General features: G+C 56.8%; 14 protein-coding genes. 2 read left to right on the top strand and 12 right to left on the bottom strand.

From position 1 onward, the window contains the following. Window positions 1-7 precede the first annotated feature (7 nt). The 5 genes from AB1644_00580 to AB1644_00560 all read right to left on the bottom strand — a co-directional run bounded on the left by AB1644_00580 (window position 8) and on the right by AB1644_00560 (window position 5,162). On the bottom strand, window positions 8-1,828 hold the full coding sequence (locus AB1644_00580; GenBank protein MEW6049553.1) for a hypothetical protein: 1,821 nt from the start codon (window positions 1,826-1,828) through the stop codon (window positions 8-10). 19 nt (window positions 1,829-1,847) lie between these two features. Beyond that, window positions 1,848-2,477, bottom strand: a complete 630-nt coding sequence (gene pilO, locus AB1644_00575) for a type 4a pilus biogenesis protein PilO (protein MEW6049552.1) — start codon at window positions 2,475-2,477, stop codon at window positions 1,848-1,850. Window positions 2,478-2,489: 12 nt separating this feature from the next. Continuing rightward, window positions 2,490-3,284, bottom strand: coding sequence for a PilN domain-containing protein (locus AB1644_00570; protein ID MEW6049551.1), 795 nt, complete (start codon window positions 3,282-3,284; stop codon window positions 2,490-2,492). A gap of 7 nt (window positions 3,285-3,291) precedes the next feature. After that, window positions 3,292-4,344 carry a type IV pilus assembly protein PilM gene (pilM, locus tag AB1644_00565; GenBank protein MEW6049550.1) on the bottom strand — a complete coding sequence of 351 codons (1,053 nt, stop codon included), beginning with the start codon at window positions 4,342-4,344 and terminating at the stop codon, window positions 3,292-3,294. Between the two features lie 305 nt (window positions 4,345-4,649). Next, window positions 4,650-5,162, bottom strand: a complete 513-nt coding sequence (locus AB1644_00560) for a prepilin-type N-terminal cleavage/methylation domain-containing protein (protein ID MEW6049549.1) — start codon at window positions 5,160-5,162, stop codon at window positions 4,650-4,652. Between the two features lie 360 nt (window positions 5,163-5,522). Between AB1644_00560 and AB1644_00555 the strand changes: the two genes are divergently transcribed. Then, window positions 5,523-7,922 (top strand): S8 family serine peptidase, encoded by a 2,400-nt coding sequence (locus AB1644_00555; protein ID MEW6049548.1) that lies wholly within the window; start codon window positions 5,523-5,525, stop codon window positions 7,920-7,922. 67 nt (window positions 7,923-7,989) lie between these two features. Here the strand turns inward: AB1644_00555 and AB1644_00550 are convergent, their stop codons facing one another. The 4 genes from AB1644_00550 to AB1644_00535 are packed head-to-tail and all read right to left on the bottom strand — an operon-like array spanning window position 7,990 to window position 11,086. Beyond that, entirely contained in the window at window positions 7,990-9,090 is a 1,101-nt protein-coding gene (locus AB1644_00550; GenBank protein MEW6049547.1) for an aminopeptidase, read from the bottom strand. 37 nt (window positions 9,091-9,127) lie between these two features. After that, window positions 9,128-9,640: a methylated-DNA--[protein]-cysteine S-methyltransferase gene (locus AB1644_00545; protein MEW6049546.1), complete on the bottom strand. Its 513-nt coding sequence runs from the start codon at window positions 9,638-9,640 to the stop codon at window positions 9,128-9,130. Window positions 9,641-9,644: 4 nt separating this feature from the next. Beyond that, window positions 9,645-10,304 carry an HAD family hydrolase gene (locus tag AB1644_00540; protein ID MEW6049545.1) on the bottom strand — a complete coding sequence of 220 codons (660 nt, stop codon included), beginning with the start codon at window positions 10,302-10,304 and terminating at the stop codon, window positions 9,645-9,647. Beyond that, on the bottom strand, window positions 10,301-11,086 hold the full coding sequence (locus AB1644_00535; protein ID MEW6049544.1) for a hypothetical protein: 786 nt from the start codon (window positions 11,084-11,086) through the stop codon (window positions 10,301-10,303). Before AB1644_00535 ends, AB1644_00540 begins: the two co-directional genes overlap by 4 nt. 342 nt (window positions 11,087-11,428) lie before the next feature. Between AB1644_00535 and AB1644_00530 the strand changes: the two genes are divergently transcribed. Beyond that, window positions 11,429-13,234: a S41 family peptidase gene (locus tag AB1644_00530; protein ID MEW6049543.1), complete on the top strand. Its 1,806-nt coding sequence runs from the start codon at window positions 11,429-11,431 to the stop codon at window positions 13,232-13,234. A gap of 85 nt (window positions 13,235-13,319) precedes the next feature. Here AB1644_00530 and AB1644_00525 read toward each other — a convergent pair whose 3' ends face one another. Genes AB1644_00525 through rlmN form a run of 3 tightly spaced genes read right to left on the bottom strand, consistent with a single transcriptional unit; the run spans window position 13,320 to window position 16,177 of the window. Beyond that, window positions 13,320-13,733, bottom strand: coding sequence for a hypothetical protein (locus AB1644_00525; GenBank protein MEW6049542.1), 414 nt, complete (start codon window positions 13,731-13,733; stop codon window positions 13,320-13,322). After that, a complete protein-coding gene (locus AB1644_00520; GenBank protein MEW6049541.1) occupies window positions 13,730-15,136 on the bottom strand; it encodes a hypothetical protein in 1,407 nt (468 codons plus the stop codon). The genes AB1644_00525 and AB1644_00520 overlap by 4 nt, the downstream gene beginning before the upstream one ends. After that, window positions 15,137-16,177, bottom strand: coding sequence for a 23S rRNA (adenine(2503)-C(2))-methyltransferase RlmN (rlmN, locus tag AB1644_00515; GenBank protein MEW6049540.1), 1,041 nt, complete (start codon window positions 16,175-16,177; stop codon window positions 15,137-15,139). Window positions 16,178-16,407 lie beyond the last annotated feature (230 nt).

The following is a 16,407-nucleotide window of genomic DNA, read 5'->3' as shown; positions in this document are numbered from 1 at the left end:
CAACCTTTCATCGTTCGGACTCGTCGACGATCGTGAGCGCAATGGTCCGGCTCCAGCCGTACTCGAAAATTTGGAAGTACACGCGGTCGCGTTCGACTCGCAGCACGTACCCCTTCTGGACTTTATCCCCGGACTGCAACATGTAGCTGTAGCCGTTCTTGTCTTCAAACAACGCCCGGTTGTCCCCCTCGCTTGACTCGATGATACCGACCAGTTTGAGCCCCTCGACATTGGGGAGGCGCGCCTTGACCGGATTGTTGAACGTGCGCGTATCGTCAAGCAATGGCGCGAACGGGTCGCGATACTCCTGCGCTTCGTACTTCACGACCAGCCGCTGCGGGAATTCAGCCACCATCGTCCCTTTGATCTTTGCCTGGCTGGCGGGGCTGCGGCGGAACCGCGCGGTCGACTTGGTCGTATCGGTTGGCGCGAACTGCTCATCATTCTGGGCCACCTGGGCCGGCTTTTGCGGCTTCTCGGCGCCGCTGTCTGGCTTCGCCGCTAGAGCCTTGGCGGAATCGGTCACAGCCGATTTCAGTGGCTCGGTCCCCTTGGTCTCCACTTTGGCAACGCTGGGGGTAGAGGATGGCGCTATAGGCTTCGTCTCAGTCGGTGTAACCGTCTGAGGTGTTTCCACCTTGGAGACGGCCGGTGCCGGGCCCTTTATCGGACTTGGCTCGACCTTCGTCACCGCCGGCTGAGTGCCGGTGGCAACAGTCTGTGACGGTTTGGGCTCTGCTTTGCTAACCGCTGGTGAAGCCGGTGTCGGTGCACCAGTAGTCGACGGTTTGGATGCGTCTGTCTGCGCGGGCGTATCTTTCTTTGCGTGAGGTGACGCCGGTGTTGTCGGAACCGTCTGCTTCACAGCGGCCTGATTGGGCGTTTGAGTCATCGACGGCGTGGTCGCAGTGGGCGGGGTCGTTGGCGTGGCAGTCGGCGCAACGGGTTTTGTCTCCGCCTTCGGAGTTGCGACTATCGGCTTGGGTTCGACTGGAGTCGACGCCACCGCCGGTGTGCCCGGCTTCGCTTCGGGTTTAGTAGTCGAAGAAGGAGTGGCGGGGGTCGGTGGTTTCTGATCGGCCTTTGCAATCTGCGACGTTACAGGCGACTGGGTTGCGGGAGTCACAGGCGTTGGCGGCTTCACTTCGACCTTTGGCACAGTGTTCGGAGTAGCAGGCGTCACCGCGACCGGCTTTGGCTCAGTCTTGGCTGTGCGTGACGCTGCCGTGACGGCGGGCGCAGCCGGCTTAGGTTCGCTGCCTGACAGACTCGCCTGACGGTCCTGCTCCATTGCTTTGGCCTGCTGTGCTGGGCTGACTGGGCTCACTGCCGGCGTAGTTGTCTGCTGAGCTACTGTCGGCAACGCTGTTGGCTTCGGAGCCGTTGTCGTCGGTGTGGCTTTGGCGGCAGACCAGGCGCTGAACTGCTTCACCGTGTTGTCGGTGAATATCACTTTGATGTTGGTTCCTTCGGACTCCACACGGTAGATCGGCGCTTTCAGCATGTCGAACACGACGCGCGCGATCTTCTCCGGCGTCACCGCGTACTGGCTGGTACGGATGCCACTGATGCCGCAAGCAGGTAGATTGCTGAACGATTTGGCCGCCATCTCATTGGTCGCGCCTATGACGTCCAGGATCATCCGGTCCGGCTTGCCGTCCTTGGGAATCTCGGTCTGGTGCGTGAACCGAATCGGTCCCTGCACCTCGATCCGGGCCACGGTAGCGCCGTTCTCGTAGGACAGGCTGACGTTGGTGACGGTCGAGGCCGACGCCAACCCGGCAAGAGCCAGCGTCCCCAACAACATGATTGACAATACTGCTTTCATCGTCTCCTCATCTCCTATCCTATAAGACCAGTTCCTTGAGCCGCTCCCCTTCCTGTACATAATAGGTGGAGAGGACGAACGTGGCCGTCATGGTCGGCTTCTTTTTGCCAACTTCGAATCGCCCGGTCATGGTCTCCTGATTTGCCGGAGCGGCTGAGATGGCAACATTGGTCGCCTTGATATCCATTTCGGAAAGGTTGGCAATAAACGGGAAATTGGCGACATAACTGACAAAATTGCCGAAGTCGTGGTACGTCCCGGTCATCTCGATCTCGAATGACGCGATATTGTAAAACTCCTCCGACGCCACCGGCTTGGGCTGGATCTTCGTAATCTTGGTGCCGGACAGCGAGGACGCCGTGTGGAGCTGGACCAGCATCGACGGAATCTGCTTCACTTCCGGAAGCAGCGCTTCGATGTCGTGGTACCGTTCCACCAGCGCCGCGTACTCTGTCTGCAGCGCATCCAGCGACTTGGCTTTCATCTCGACGTTTTTGAGATTGGTGGTGATCGTCTCGAATTCCTGGCTCTTTTGGACGATCTGGTTGTCGTAGCGGGTGTACACCCGTGAATACCAGAAATACACGACGATGAAAAACGCCAGGACGGCGATCGCAATCTTCTGTGTCTTGGAATCCTTGAAGTCCATAGCCCATTACTCCTAATTGCGTTTGCCGTCAGGGGCGGCGACGGTTGCCGGCGCATCACTGGTCACCGGCTCATCGGCCTCGTCAAAATCCGCCTCATTGAACTCCGACTCCTCGTCCGCGTTCGCCACCAGGTTGGTGAGATCCTTGTCGGAGAGGTAATGAACGTTCGCCGCTACCACAAAATTGTATGCGCGCTCGTCGTTCTGGCTCTGGAATTTGGTCTCCTCAGACTTGACCAACTCGACACCGTCGAAGAAATCCGACCGCATCATGCTGATCATGAACGCTGCCAGCGCGTTGAGAGTGTATGCATATCCTTCGATCTCGACCGGTCGGAACGCCGGCATGGAATCCGGCACGGCTGCGGCCTGCTGTGGACTCGCCGCGCCCTTGTCCTGTCCGGCTTTCTTCTCCGCACTCTTCGGAGGCTCGGACCTCTTCTCTTTGAACCCGGCCAGCCAGACGAAATCCGGAACATCGGCCGCCACGTCTTCGAGAATACGGACCCAGACAGTGCGGTGACGATCGAGTCGCTCCACCGCTTCCATCCGGCGGTTGATCTTCGTCTTCACGTCGGTGAGGGCGTCGACCACCTTTATATCGCGCTGAAGCATGGCCGCTCGTTCGGATGCCCGTTCGATATTGGATTGGAGCGAGCTCAACTGGCGGATCTGGTAGAACGTGACGGTGATCAACATCACCACCACCGCCACCGCTCCGGCGACGCCATACAGCCCGCCTTTGCCGAGCGCAAAGCTGCGGGACCCCTTGAGGTAATCCTTGGGAAGTAGGTTTATCTCTATCATAGTCCTATTACCTCACTTTCCGCATGGCCAGACCGACCGACACTGCCAGAAGCGGCGCGATTTTCTCCGGCTGCAGATACTGGAACAGCTCGGGATCGTAATCCACGGTGCGCAGCGGGTTGGATAGTTCCAGAGGTATGTTCAACTTGGACTGCAGGTACTCCGGCACGTACGGCACCAGCGCGCCGCCACCGGAAAGCACCAGCCAGTCGATCCGGTCAAGCTTGGCCTGTGACTTGAAATACGAGAAGGCCAGCTCGACACCGGATATCAGTTCGTCACACGCCGACGTGATGGTCGCCTTGAGCATGTCCTGGTCGACCGAGTCCGTCATCTCCCCCTTCATGGCCTTGCTGGTCAGTTCCGGGCTGAGACGGAATTCACGCTGAATGGCGTTGTAAATCTCACGCGTTCCGGCCGACACGTCACGCGTGGCCTTGAACAACCCCTCGGCCAGATAGGTGATATTGGTGACATCGTGCCCGACATTCACCAGGGCCGTGACTTTGGTGGGGTCCGCCTCGTAGTTGTATTCGTACGCGTTCAGGATGGCGAACGCATCGTCATCAACCACCACCGGCCTCAGACCGCAATCTTCGATCAACCCGAGGTACATGCGCAGATATTCCTTGCGGGCCGCCACCAGGAGGACGTCCATCTTGTTGATGTCGTCATCGGTCTTGATGATATGGTAATCCAGCGTGACGTCGTCGACATCGAACGGCGCCCGCTGTTCGGTTTCGAACAGAATCGCCTGCTCCGCTTCCGGCCCGGTCTTCTTGTCGATCGTGAACTTGTCCGTGATCACCCCGTGCCCGGAGATGGACACCACCACGTCCCTGATCTTGGGGTCGGTCTGATCGATCAACGACTGGATGTTGAAAATGACCGCCTCGCGGTCGCGAATCTCGTCGGCCACAATCGCTTCCGGCGGCAACTCGCGGATGCCGATCGCCGACACCGAGTGCCCGTTGCGGGAATGATCCAGCTTGACCAGCTTGATCGAACTGGCGCCGACGTCGAGCCCAACGGTGCTTGTGCTTTTGCGTGAGAACAACATAGCCAACTCTTTATTTGCAGGTATCCTTTTTCCGACTCGTGTGCCTATGCAACTGCTTTCTTTATCGGCATGCCGCCAGGCGAATTAACCGGACCGGCAAAAAAACCTTGGCCGGACGCCCATATATCACCATAGGGGGTCGCGGCCTCCCTTCCGGGCCAACAATCCTGCTATCGGTCCCAAGCGGGACGGACTTTACTGTAATTGTAGTGCCGGACAGTCCAACGCATTGCCCCGCAAATGAAAACCCCGGGGGGTGACCCCGGGGAAATCAGCCAAAGAAAGGAGAGAAGGAGGGTCTCTTGTTAGTAGTACCACTGGTCGCTGTGAACACGCCCGGTGGAGGCAAGGACGTTCAGTGTCTGGATGCCGACAATATCATCGCTGAGAGCCATCGTATAAATATTTCCGCCGCCCGTGAATCCGGCTGAGCCATTGGCTCTGAACGCGATCACGTTATTCCCGACATCGGTCGACATGTACACGAATTCCGTCGGCAGCGTATCGACACGGATGGTTGAGTCACCCGACTCGAACGCAAAATTCGACAGATTGACCTGGTCGCGAAACAGGGTAACCGTGCGCTGGGCCGGATCGAAGAAGATGCCGTACTGGTCTTTGCTGGCGACTGCCATGGACCTGGCCAGCTTCATAGTCGAGGTAATATCCCGGGTAGTCGAGCGGAACTGAATCCGCTTGTAGGCGCGTTCAAACTTCGGCGCCGCCATCCCGGCCACCAGACCGATAATGACCACCGTCGTCATCAACTCGATCAACGTGATACCCTGGACTGATCGTACACGAAACGTTGTGTTCATGGCTACTTTCCTTTCACCGCGGCCGGCGGCCCGCAAACGGCCTTCCCCAGCTCCAGCCGAAGGTTTTACCTGCCACAACCGATGCATTCGGCATGCCTTGCAGGGGAGAAATTGTCCCCACAGCGTCCTTAAGATTCAAGGCGATGAACCCGAAACAGTTAGGTTTACGTCCACAGTTTCGAGCGAACTGGGGAACCTGCCAGAAGTTGCCGACATTGGAGTACAGTATGGGCGCTTTCCCTCACCTGTAGGGGGGCCTCAGGTTGACATTGACAAAATCGGCGATTGATGTAACTTGATTGCAAGATAGTTACTTACCCAAGCGCCACGGCGTTCATACACCATGGAAAGGAAGTGCCGATGAGCAGTCGCGTTGTCACGTTTTCAGCCTCCCTCACTTCCGTCTGCATTGTAACCGCCATTTTTATCATTGATTCGGTTTCCATTTCCGCTGCGACCGCGCAGCTATCACCGGAGCCGGTCGTCATCGCGAAATCGACCGAAGTCGTCAGCGCGAGAACCCGCCAGATCCTTGAACATCGGAATCCCTCGTCCGCCACGGTCTGGATTTTCTTCACTGACAAGGGAGTCACCGATCGACCGGGCTATACACAAAAAGCGGCGGCTGTACATCTCACCGAGCGGGCTCGAGCACGACGGGCCAAGGTGGGACACGAGAACGTGTTGTTTGTCGACCTCCCTGTGGAATCAACTTATCTCCGTGGCATTGAATCTTTGGGCGGCAAACTTCGGCGCGAATCGCGGTGGTTGAACGCGGCCAGCTTTGACCTTCCCATGGATCGACTTAATGATGTCGCTTCCTTGCCGTACGTGGCGCAGATCAAACCGGTTGCCAGATTTGTACGGGAGCCTGAGCCGGTTATCGAAAGCGAGCTTCCGTCGGCACCGACAGCTCCGATGCAGCCGGATGCTCTCAACTACGGATCATCGTTAGGTCAATTGACCCAGATGAACGTGCCGCAGGTTCACGACCAGGGATACAACGGTCAGGGCGTGACACTTGCCGTTTTCGACACCGGTTTCCGCAAGTCGCACGAAGCGTTCGCACAGGCGTATCTGGAGGGTCGGGTGCTCGCCGAATATGATTTCGTTTTCAACGACGGCAACACGGCGAATGAGCCTGGCGATGTCTCGTCCGCCTGGAGTCACGGCACCTCGACCTGGTCACTGGCCGGAGGGATGAAAGACGGTACGATGTACGGTGGGGCGTACAAGGCGAATTTCATTCTCTGCAAGACCGAAGATGTCCGCATGGAATCGCACATGGAAGAGGACAACTGGGTTGCCGCGCTGGAATGGGTCGATTCCATCGGCGCCGATGTGGTCACGTCGTCGCTCGGTTACGGCGTGTTCGATGACAGCACCTACTCATATACTTATGCGGACATGGACGGCAACACGGCTATTATCACGCTGGCGGCAAACACCGCCGACGGTCTCGGCATCATCGTCTGCAATTCCATGGGGAACTCCGGACCGGGCGCAGGCACTCTGACAGCGCCTGCGGATGCCTTCAATATCCTGGCCGTGGGCGCAGTCTCCTCGACCGGCACTATCGCCAGTTTTTCATCGCGCGGGCCGACCTTCGATGGCCGCACCAAGCCGGAGATCTGCGCTCAAGGTATCAACACGTACGCTGCTTCGTCGTCGGGCGACGTTGCCTACAGTTCCAGCTTCAGCGGAACCTCGGCCGCCTGTCCGCTGGCGGCAGGGGCGGTATGCCTGATGGTACAGGCGCATCCCGATTTCACACCGCAGATGATCCGCGATGCCGTCATGCAGACCGCATCGCGCGCATCCATTCCGGACAACAACTACGGCTGGGGCATCGTGAATATCGAAGCGGCGCTGGGCTGGCCGATCGCGATCTCCGCGGACATCACGCAAGGCAACGCACCCATGACCGTGAATTTCACCGGCAGCAGTGCCCTGGCCGCCAGTTCATGGCTCTGGCATTTTGGCGATGGTGACAGTTCAGCTCTTCAGAACCCATCGCACAATTATACGGTGCCCGGCCTGTATGATGTCTCGCTGAGCGTGATGACCACCTACGGCCTGATCACGAATCTGAAGACCGCCTATATTGTTGCTCTCGGCGACACGCTGAACTTCGGTCTCGATTCCGCGTTTGCGGGTCAGCAGGTGGTCAACTCGGTGTATCTCGCCAATTCGCAGCCGTTGAGCCGCATCGTCATCCCGTTCAAACTCGCTTCGACTCCCCTCAATATCACCTTCGATTCCGTGTCGCTCGGCAGTAGGACCTCGTATTTCGAGGCGCTCAATTATCTCAATTTCGATCCGACCAACAAGCGGTACACGATCGAGCTAAAAGCCGACAACGGCGGCGGCGCTCCGGACCTCACGACCGGCAACGGCGAAGTGTTGAAAATCTACTGCACGACCAACCAGTTCGCCTTCGGTGGTCTGGCCAATGTCGTGGATACGACGGATGTCTTCACCAATAAGCTCAATCTCTATTCACCCGCGCTGACCTACAAGCCGGTGGTTAATACTGGCGTGATCGCTACCAAGAACATTCTTCGGGGAGACTGCAACTACGACTTTCTGCTGGACATTTCGGATCTGCAGTTTATAGTCGACCGCCTCTTCTTCGGCGGACCACCCGCCGTGACGATCCAATCGGGCGACTGGACACACGATTTTCTGCAGGATATCAGTGATCTGCAGATGGCGGTCGATTTTCTCTTCTTCGGTGGGCCGCCGCCGACCAATCCATGATCGAATAGACAGAAGGGACCGAGCTTCGAAACTCGGTCCCTTTTTTCGAACTGATTGCGAGGTCACTTTAGATGACGAACTTGCCGTTCCTATAGATCACTTTCCCGTCGGCCACGATCTCTCCCCCCTGCTTGAGGTCACAAACCATATCCCAATGCAGCGAACTTTTGTTCTTGCCGCCCGATTCGGGGATCGAAGCCCCGACCGCCAGGTGACACGTGCCGCCGATCTTCTCGTCGAAAAGCGTGTTGCGACTGAACCGCTTGATCTCATAGTTGGTCCCGATGGCGAACTCCCCTACGAACCGAGCCCCCCTGTCCATGTCGAGCATGGCGTTCAGATATTCCTGATTCTTAGCGGCGGTTGCTTTCACTACCCTGCCTTTCCTAAAATCCAGGCGGACATCCTCAACTTCGCGCCACATGTACACGGCGGGAAACGTGTACCGAATATGTCCCTCAGCGGAGTCTTCGATCGGACCGGTGAAAATCTCTCCATCCGGGAAATTCTGCGTCCCGGCGCAGTTGATCCACTTCCGACCTTTCACCCTAAGTTTGAGATCGGTGTCGTTCGAGCGGACATGCAGGCGGTCGACCGTGTTGAGGATCTTCACCAGACGTGCCTGCTCCTTTTCCACTTTCTGCCAGTGCTTAACCGGATCGGCGGCGTCGATGTGTCCTGCCGAATAGACGAAATCCTCGTAGTCCGCCAGCGACATGTCCGCATCCTGGGCATCGGCCAACGACGGAAACTGCGTGCCGACCCATGATAGGGACTTGTTGCCGATACGCGTGAACAGCTTCTCGACTATTGGCCTCTGGAATTTGCGCTGATACGCCTGCCGTTTGGGATTAGTGCCGGTCAGATATCGGGTGTTCTCTGTACCCCAGATCGAAAGCAGCGCGTCGATCTTGTCGATCTCCAGACGGGTCAGCGGTGAAATGTAGGCCAGTTGCTCGTCGGACGCGTGCTTGAAAAACATCTCTTCGTTGTCGGGAATCTTGAGCATGACATACGGATTGGCTCCGATCTTGACCGCCTCCTCGTACACCGCCTTGATAAGTGGCAGCGCCACCGGCTCTCCTTGTATCTTGAACAGTTGCCCCTTCTTCAATTTGATCGAGTAATGCAGAAGGACCTTGGCCAGTTTCGTCACACGAGGATCCATGAGTCTCTCCCGAATCTGCGCCGCCTGCGGCCGGCTTTCACTCGCCAGCCTGCAGCGCGCCTTCCAATGCCAGTAGTTTCTTTTTCATCGTCAGCCCTCCACCGTATCCGCCCAAACCGTTCGCAGCCACGACCCGATGGCACGGTACGACCAATGGGATCGGGTTGTGCGCGTTGGCCCCACCGACCGCACGTGAAGCTTTCGGATTCCCCACGGCTGCCGCGATCTCGCGGTAGGTGCGGGTCTGTCCGTACGGTATCCGCGCCACTTCCGTCAGCACCCGTTTTTGAAACGAAGAGCCAATCAAATCCAGCTTGAGGGTGAACTTCTTGAGTTTCCCTTCAGAATAAGCAAGCAACTGACGCTCAACTTGTTCGCTTTCGGGCCCTCCCGGCTCGACAATGCTGTCAGGGAAGTGCTTCCTTACGATCGTATGAAAGCGCCCCTCAGAATCACCCGGCAGCGTAACGAGCGCCAGGCCGTCGTCCGTCGAGGCAGTATGGATGGTCCCGAAACGGGTCCGGAACGAATGTACGTAAACAACCTTCATGGCATTACCCTTTCTCTCGTGAACGGTTGGAGAGAATATTCGGCAGCTCGCCAAGGGTCGCAATCACATAATCCGGTCGCAAGGCGCGGACCTTGTCATGTCCGCCATAGGGAGACAACACCGCCGCTATCCTGATGGGTATGGCCCGGGCCGCCAGGATGTCGTTTTCGGTATCGCCGATCACCAGAGCCTGTGTGGCTCGAGCGTTCAGTCGCTCCAAAGCCAGCAGAAAGGCACCAGGGTCCGGCTTGAATCGGGGAACTTCGTTCCCGGCGACAGTCGCCTCGAAGAACCTGGTCCATCCGAGCTTTGCCAGAATGCCGTCGACATGCGCACGCACCTTGGTTGTCGCTACTGCTATGCGATAACCACGTCGATGAAGTTCCAACAGCACACTTTCGACTCCGTCGAGCGGCACAGCCGAGGCGACGATTGTCAATGCCGCCCGCACCTGGAACTGCCGGTACAACTCATCCGGAGGTGCGTCGGTGAAATCGGCAAACATCTTGTGCAGCGGATATCCGATATACGGCTTGATCTCATCCGGCGACCGTTCGGCTTCTCCCAGTTGTCGCAGGGCAAAATTCACGGCCTCCACCACACCGTCGGAAGAATCGATGAGCGTGCCGTCAAGATCAAATATGAGGGTGTCGACGGAGGTCAAGGGAGCCGGCTAACCTTTCCCACAATATCCGAGAACGGTACCTGGTAAAGCTTGTCAACCGCGCCGGAGTTCATAGTGGCGACCAAAATAGAATAGTCGCGTACTACTGTCAACGGACAGTCACCGGTGAGGCTAATACCCTCGGGACCATTCGTAAGGTCCGGCAGGCCGTTGACGACCAGGACCCCCTCGGCCATTTCGATCGACTCACCGGATCGCCCCAGCACGACACCCGCGTGCCGAACCTTGTCGGGCGCCTCAAACCGAACGATATCGTATCGCTGTGGGAGCGAATGCATGATCGGTCGTTCAAAGAACATCAGCTTGACGAAGTACGACATGTGACTGGCTTCGAGCAGATCCCCCCGATGAAAAAGCGGGGTCAGTCGACTGTCCGATTGTCGATACAACTCCGGCAAATTATTGAGCCCGATATTAAGCGGTGCCGAGGGTGACAGGAACTGATACGCTATGCCAACTGCCAGACAGATGAGCATCCGTCTCGACGATATCATGACATTGCTACGACGCATGCGGACGGTGCGCGCCAGATCTACGAAGGAAAAGAGATAGAACACGAGCGGCAGACCCAGAAGCAGCACCTTCACCACCGCCGATAAGGGGACAAGCAACGTCACGACAAACAACACCACCGCGATCAGCATGATGAGAAAGATAAATAGGCCAAATAACCATTCCCGCCATAGAGCGTGCCCGAGTCCCGGCAAGAGAAGATTCAGCAGCCATGCGACTGAAATCCGTTTGGGAACGCCGGGTTTCACTGCAACTCACCTGTTCGATTTACGTACAATCTGCACGCCATTGATACGACCCGGTCGGCCTTAAGCCGATAACAATGAACAACTTATTTTGGTGTTATCAAGTAATGAGACGGCGGAACACTCACAAAAGTTGCCGATTGGAACGCGTGGAAATGGCTAACCGCCTTCAGAGAATGAGGTTACGACAAGACATCGCTGAATGATACGGTTCGATGAAACCAGCGGGGCCGTATAAGTGTTAAAGTGTCAATGAGATACGGGTCGCCGACAAACGCCGGCCAACTTGACAGCAGGTAAACAGCATATAGATTGCGCTATGACAAGTCGCCATAGGAGGATTGCATGATGCGCTACACGGCACAACTTTTCGGTATCACCATTTTCGCTCTGGCCATGATTTGGTTCGCCGGACCAGGTGATGCCGGGCAACTCTCCAAGGCGTCCGAGCCGGTTCTCTACGCGGATACGGTTGAACTAAACGTCGAGGAACTTCCGCGCAGTCAGGATTCCGTTTCACGCAGCAACGACAATTTTCTCCGCGCCGTCAAGAAGCTCACTCAGACGGCTTTCAATATCCGCAATCAGTACATGGAAGATGTGGATATCGACAAGATCGTCAAAGCCGGCATCTCCGGCATGCTGACCGACCTGGATCGTTATTCGGTGGTAATGGAAAAATCCTCGTATGACGCGCTCATGGAAAGCACCCACGGCAAGTACGAAGGTCTGGGGATGATGATCGACGCGCGCGATAACCGCATTGTCATCATCTCGCCGATAGAAGGAACCCCAGCCTACAAGCGCGGCCTGCACGCAGGAGATATAATCTGGGAAATTGACGGTCACTCCACCGACGGCATGAAATCGGCCGATGCCTCCAAGCTGATGCGTGGGAAGGCCGGTACCTCGGTCAAACTGGTCATCAAACGACAGGGACTTCCGGAATTGCAGGAGTTCGAGATCGAACGGGCCGAGATCGAACTGAAGTCGGTGAATTACGCCGGCGTGGTCCCGGGCACGAATATCGGATATATCCGACTGTCGCGGTTTGCCGAGGAGACCTCCGCCGAGCTCCGCGCTGCGATCAACGACCTGAATAATCGAAATGCCTCAGCCCTCGTATTCGATCTCCGCTCCAACGGCGGCGGCCTGCTCGATCAGGCCAAAGAGACGTCGGAACTGTTTCTGAAACAGGGCAGCGAGATTGTCTATACCCGCGGTCGCTACGCCGACAGCGAGCGGCATTACAAGTCCGACCGCCCGCCAATCTTCCCGGACAAACCACTCGTGGTGCTGGTTGACGAGGGGACCGCGTCGGCCTCTGAGATCGTGGCCGGAGCACTTCAAGACTGGGATAGAGCGCTGATCGTCGGCAACACCACCTACGGCAAAGGCCTCGTGCAGCAGATTTTCCCGATCTCCAATGACGGCTCGATGGCCCTCAAGCTGACCACAGCCAAGTACTATGTTCCCTCCGGCCGGTGTATCCAGAAAGCCGACAAACAGGGGAAAGACCATCCGGGATCAATGGCCGATGATTTCGATGCAGAAGACAGCACCGCCGACACGATGAAAGTCACCGACAAGGAGATATACTACACGAACGGCGGCCGCGTGGTGTACGGCGGGGGCGGCATCGTGCCCGACATCGTCATGGATCGCGAGACCTGGAAACCAATCGAGATCAATCTCGAGCGCAAATCCATGTTCTTCGACTTCGCCGTCCAGTACGTGGCAGATCACCCCGATGTCAAGCCTGATTTCGAAATCACCGATCAGGTCTTGAGTGAATTCAGGAAATTCATCAAGGAGAAAGATTTCACGTACAAGTCGGCCCTCCAGGTGGCGCTCGAAGATATGGAAAAGACGGTGAAGGCCGAAAACAAGGACACCTTGTTCCAAAGCCAATTCAATCAGATGTCATCGCTGATAGAGAAAGAAAAGACGGCCGACTTCGACCAATCCGTCGATTACATCAAGCGCGCCATTAAACGGGAGATCGTCTCCTCAATCTCCGGCGAGCGCGGCGTATACGAACAGATCGTGCTGAAAGACGACAAGGCCGTACAAAAGGCAGTTGAGATTCTAAGCGAGCCCAAAGAATACTCGCGGATGATACTCGAAGGTCAAAAGAAAGACAAAATCTGATCGGGGCTTTCGAGTTCACCATCAATTGACAGAAGCGCCGGCAGATTGCCGGCGCTTTTCTTTTTCAATTCACCGGAGAAAGTCCTTAGCGGCCGGGGGCCGGCGTTTTCGACTCGAACCGCTTCAACAGCCATTTCCCCCCTTCATTGACCATCGTCAGCGTAACCGCTGCACCCTCCCGGCCGGCCGTGTCCACGAGCACGCAGTCGGCGCGCGCTTTGTCGTCATTGTAATAAATTTCGCAGTTTCCGAACTGTGCGAATGCAAATTCGCCGCCGGGCGCCGACACAAACCAAAACAGGGAATCCGCCCCGTTCTCGGCACGGAGGTCATCGCTCAAGAGCGAATCCAGAACGGTCCGGTCTCCAGCTTTCACCGCCTCCTGCAAGAGGTAGAGCTGCTGCTTGAGAACCGGGATATAGTCCCGGTTGGGCGTCTTCTCTTTGCAGGAGATGACGGCGAATACTGCCAGCATGACTATCGTCGCGATGTGCTTCACGGTATCAACTCCAGTCGGAATTGTCCGTTGATCGGTCCCCGATGCACGACATTCTCGATCAGCAATTGTCTGAGCGCGTGCGTAGCCACCAGATTCCAGAACCAGTACCTGCACCCCATCGTGAACTGACCGGGGCGATATTTCTCCGAGATCTTCTTGTAATCATCGTACAGCTTCTGCAGCCTGTCATTGGCGCCGCCGGCAAGTATGCGCATCGACGGATACGTGAGACTGGTGTCGAACATATAAACATCCGGGATGTCGCCCCGGACATAGTTCCACTCCGTGCGCTCGGCCAGCGGTTGGGTGAAATTCAGCTTCTCCGGACAATCCACGTCCGGCACCCGGTCTCCCCAGGTGAGAACCAGACGATTCCTCGCGATGGTCATATTGTAGTATTGCGTGCCATTCACCACTTCGCCCCCCTCCACCGCGTACATGTACGACGGCATGAAAGCATTGCAGGGGTCGGTACCCGCGAAGATATCAAGGGGCGTACGCCCCGCAATAAACCCCTGGCCGTAATCGTGCCACAGAAGCAGCGCTCCGACCGCCGGATACAGCTTGTAGAGAATGACCCCCCCGCTCATGAACGCGTTGGTGTCTTTGGGGATTTTGCCGATCACCGCCAGCGAGTCGCGCACTCTCAGGAACGCGGGCATGTTCTTTTTTATCTGCGCCGCCAGGTCGGCTGCGCCCTGTTTTGCCAGAGCCAATGCCTCATCGGCCTCGGCTGCGCGGATCACTGGAACATTCAAACGCAGCGTGCCTGAGTCGTCGGTGAGATATGTCTTGACCTTCAGATTGGCGATCGCCTCAGCGACAAACGCCGAGTCCGCCAGCGCCATGGCGGCGATCTCCGATGGCGTCTTCCGTTCGGCCAGCAGTTCGAGCAATACGCGCGAGAACTCATTGTCAAAATCAGGATTCCGGCCCACCATGGGGGGCATTGTTACCTTTGACTGCAGATACGGCATCAGTGGGTCAGGGATATGAAACATCAGGGTGAATGGCTGTTCGTATATCTTCTGCTGCGCCATCAAGGGATCCAGCGTGTCCACCACATCATACAACGCCACCGTCATCGTCGCCCGGCCGAAATTGCCCGGTATATCAACGGTCGCCTTCACGTTAATTGTGTTCATGGGTTCGAGGATGTAATGAGTGCGGGCGGTGCGCGAAGCGTTCAGGTAGGTCCCCTCGAACTTCATGCGCGTCTCAACCGTGATGAATTTGAGATTTTCGGTCTTGTTCGTGAGATCGAACACGGCCGACTGGCGCCCCCATCGAAGCGTGGGGGTGCTGATCTCGCCGACTTCAACGTCCGGCGATTGTCCCCACGATTGTCCAAAGCCAAACGCTGCGAAAAGAATCGCCGACCCGATAACGTTTTGAAACCGCAATCAAACCTCCTCTGCCACATGGCGCGCCGCCAGTTGACCGCAGGCGGCGGCAATATCCCGGCCGCGGCTTTTCCGCACCGTAACCGCAGGAGCCCGCGGGTACAGCTGCCGTCCAAACCAGTCGACTTTTTCGTCTGAGGGCCGCTTGAACGGAAGGCCCGGAACTTCATTATACGCGAGAATATTGATCTTGCAGGGAATCCCCCGGATCAGTTGCGACAGCTCTCTAACGTCTTCCAGTGTGTCGTTAAATCCATCGAAGAGGATATATTCAAAAGTGACCCGGTCGCCACTCTTCTCCGCGAAATAGCGAACCGCTTCCATCAGCTTCTCCAGACCGAACGTCTCGGCCACCGGCATGATCTTCCGCCGCTTGGCCTGCGTGGCTGCGTGAAGCGAGAGCGCCAGCCGCGCCTTAAGACCCGAATCCGCAAGCTTCTTTATCTTGGGCGTTATTCCCGATGTCGAAACGGTGATCTTCTTGGCGGCCAGTCCCAGCCCACGCGGCTCTTTCATGATCCTGATCGCTTCGATCATGTTGTCATAGTTTTGCAGCGGTTCCCCCATTCCCATAAATACAACATTGCTGAATGCCTCATCGCCATGCAGATCGCGCACATACATAAGTTGACCGACAATCTCTCCCACTGTCAGATTGCGAAGTAACCCCATCGTGCCGGTGGCGCAGAACCGACAGGCCAGGGCGCAGCCGGATTGCGATGATATGCAGAGTGTCCGGCGGCCATCGTCGGGGATCAACACTGTCTCGACCGGACGGCCATCCTCCAGTCGGAACAAGAACTTCTCGGTACCGTCAACCGACCGGGCGCTATGAGCCAAACGCAGATGGCCAAATGCATACTCGCTGCTGAGCCGTCGCCTCAACTCCTTGGTCAGGTCGGTCATCAGATCAAAGTCGTACAACCGGGTATTGTACAACCATTTGAACAGTTGCCTCCCGCCGAACGGCTTGCCGCCAAGAGAGACCACAAGACTCTCCATTTGGGGCATGGTATATCCCATCAGGTTCTGTCGAGACATGGCTGAATAATCTAAGAGAAATCTGTCGTTTGGCAAGGGACAAGGGGGAGCCGACCGCAGACTCAGTTAGAGTCGAAATCCGGTCACCAACAACCGACCAGGTTAGAACCTATCTCAAAATTGCTTTAGCAGGATGAGGGTACAGGCGAGTTGTTGTCCGCTATCGAGAAATCGGACCTCGTAAAGAATCCGGAAGCGGTCGAGGCGGTCAACGCCAGAGAGATTCGCCA

This window comes from Candidatus Zixiibacteriota bacterium (assembly GCA_040753875.1).
Classification (GTDB): domain Bacteria; phylum Zixibacteria; class MSB-5A5; order GN15; family FEB-12; genus DATKJY01.
This window is presented reverse-complemented; position numbering and strand designations above follow the sequence as displayed.

Bases quoted from the DNA above. Each gene is read 5' to 3' on its own strand.
- AB1644_00580 (MEW6049553.1), bottom strand. From the start codon at position 1,828: ATGAAAGCAGTATTGTCAATCATGTTGTTGGGGACGCTGGCTCTTGCC.
- pilO (MEW6049552.1), bottom strand. From the start codon at position 2,477: ATGGACTTCAAGGATTCCAAGACACAGAAGATTGCGATCGCCGTCCTG.
- AB1644_00570 (MEW6049551.1), bottom strand. From the start codon at position 3,284: ATGATAGAGATAAACCTACTTCCCAAGGATTACCTCAAGGGGTCCCGC.
- pilM (MEW6049550.1), bottom strand. From the start codon at position 4,344: ATGTTGTTCTCACGCAAAAGCACAAGCACCGTTGGGCTCGACGTCGGC.
- AB1644_00560 (MEW6049549.1), bottom strand. From the start codon at position 5,162: ATGAACACAACGTTTCGTGTACGATCAGTCCAGGGTATCACGTTGATC.
- AB1644_00555 (MEW6049548.1), top strand. From the start codon at position 5,523: ATGAGCAGTCGCGTTGTCACGTTTTCAGCCTCCCTCACTTCCGTCTGC.
- AB1644_00550 (MEW6049547.1), bottom strand. From the start codon at position 9,090: ATGGATCCTCGTGTGACGAAACTGGCCAAGGTCCTTCTGCATTACTCG.
- AB1644_00545 (MEW6049546.1), bottom strand. From the start codon at position 9,640: ATGAAGGTTGTTTACGTACATTCGTTCCGGACCCGTTTCGGGACCATC.
- AB1644_00530 (MEW6049543.1), top strand. From the start codon at position 11,429: ATGATGCGCTACACGGCACAACTTTTCGGTATCACCATTTTCGCTCTG.
- rlmN (MEW6049540.1), bottom strand. From the start codon at position 16,177: ATGTCTCGACAGAACCTGATGGGATATACCATGCCCCAAATGGAGAGT.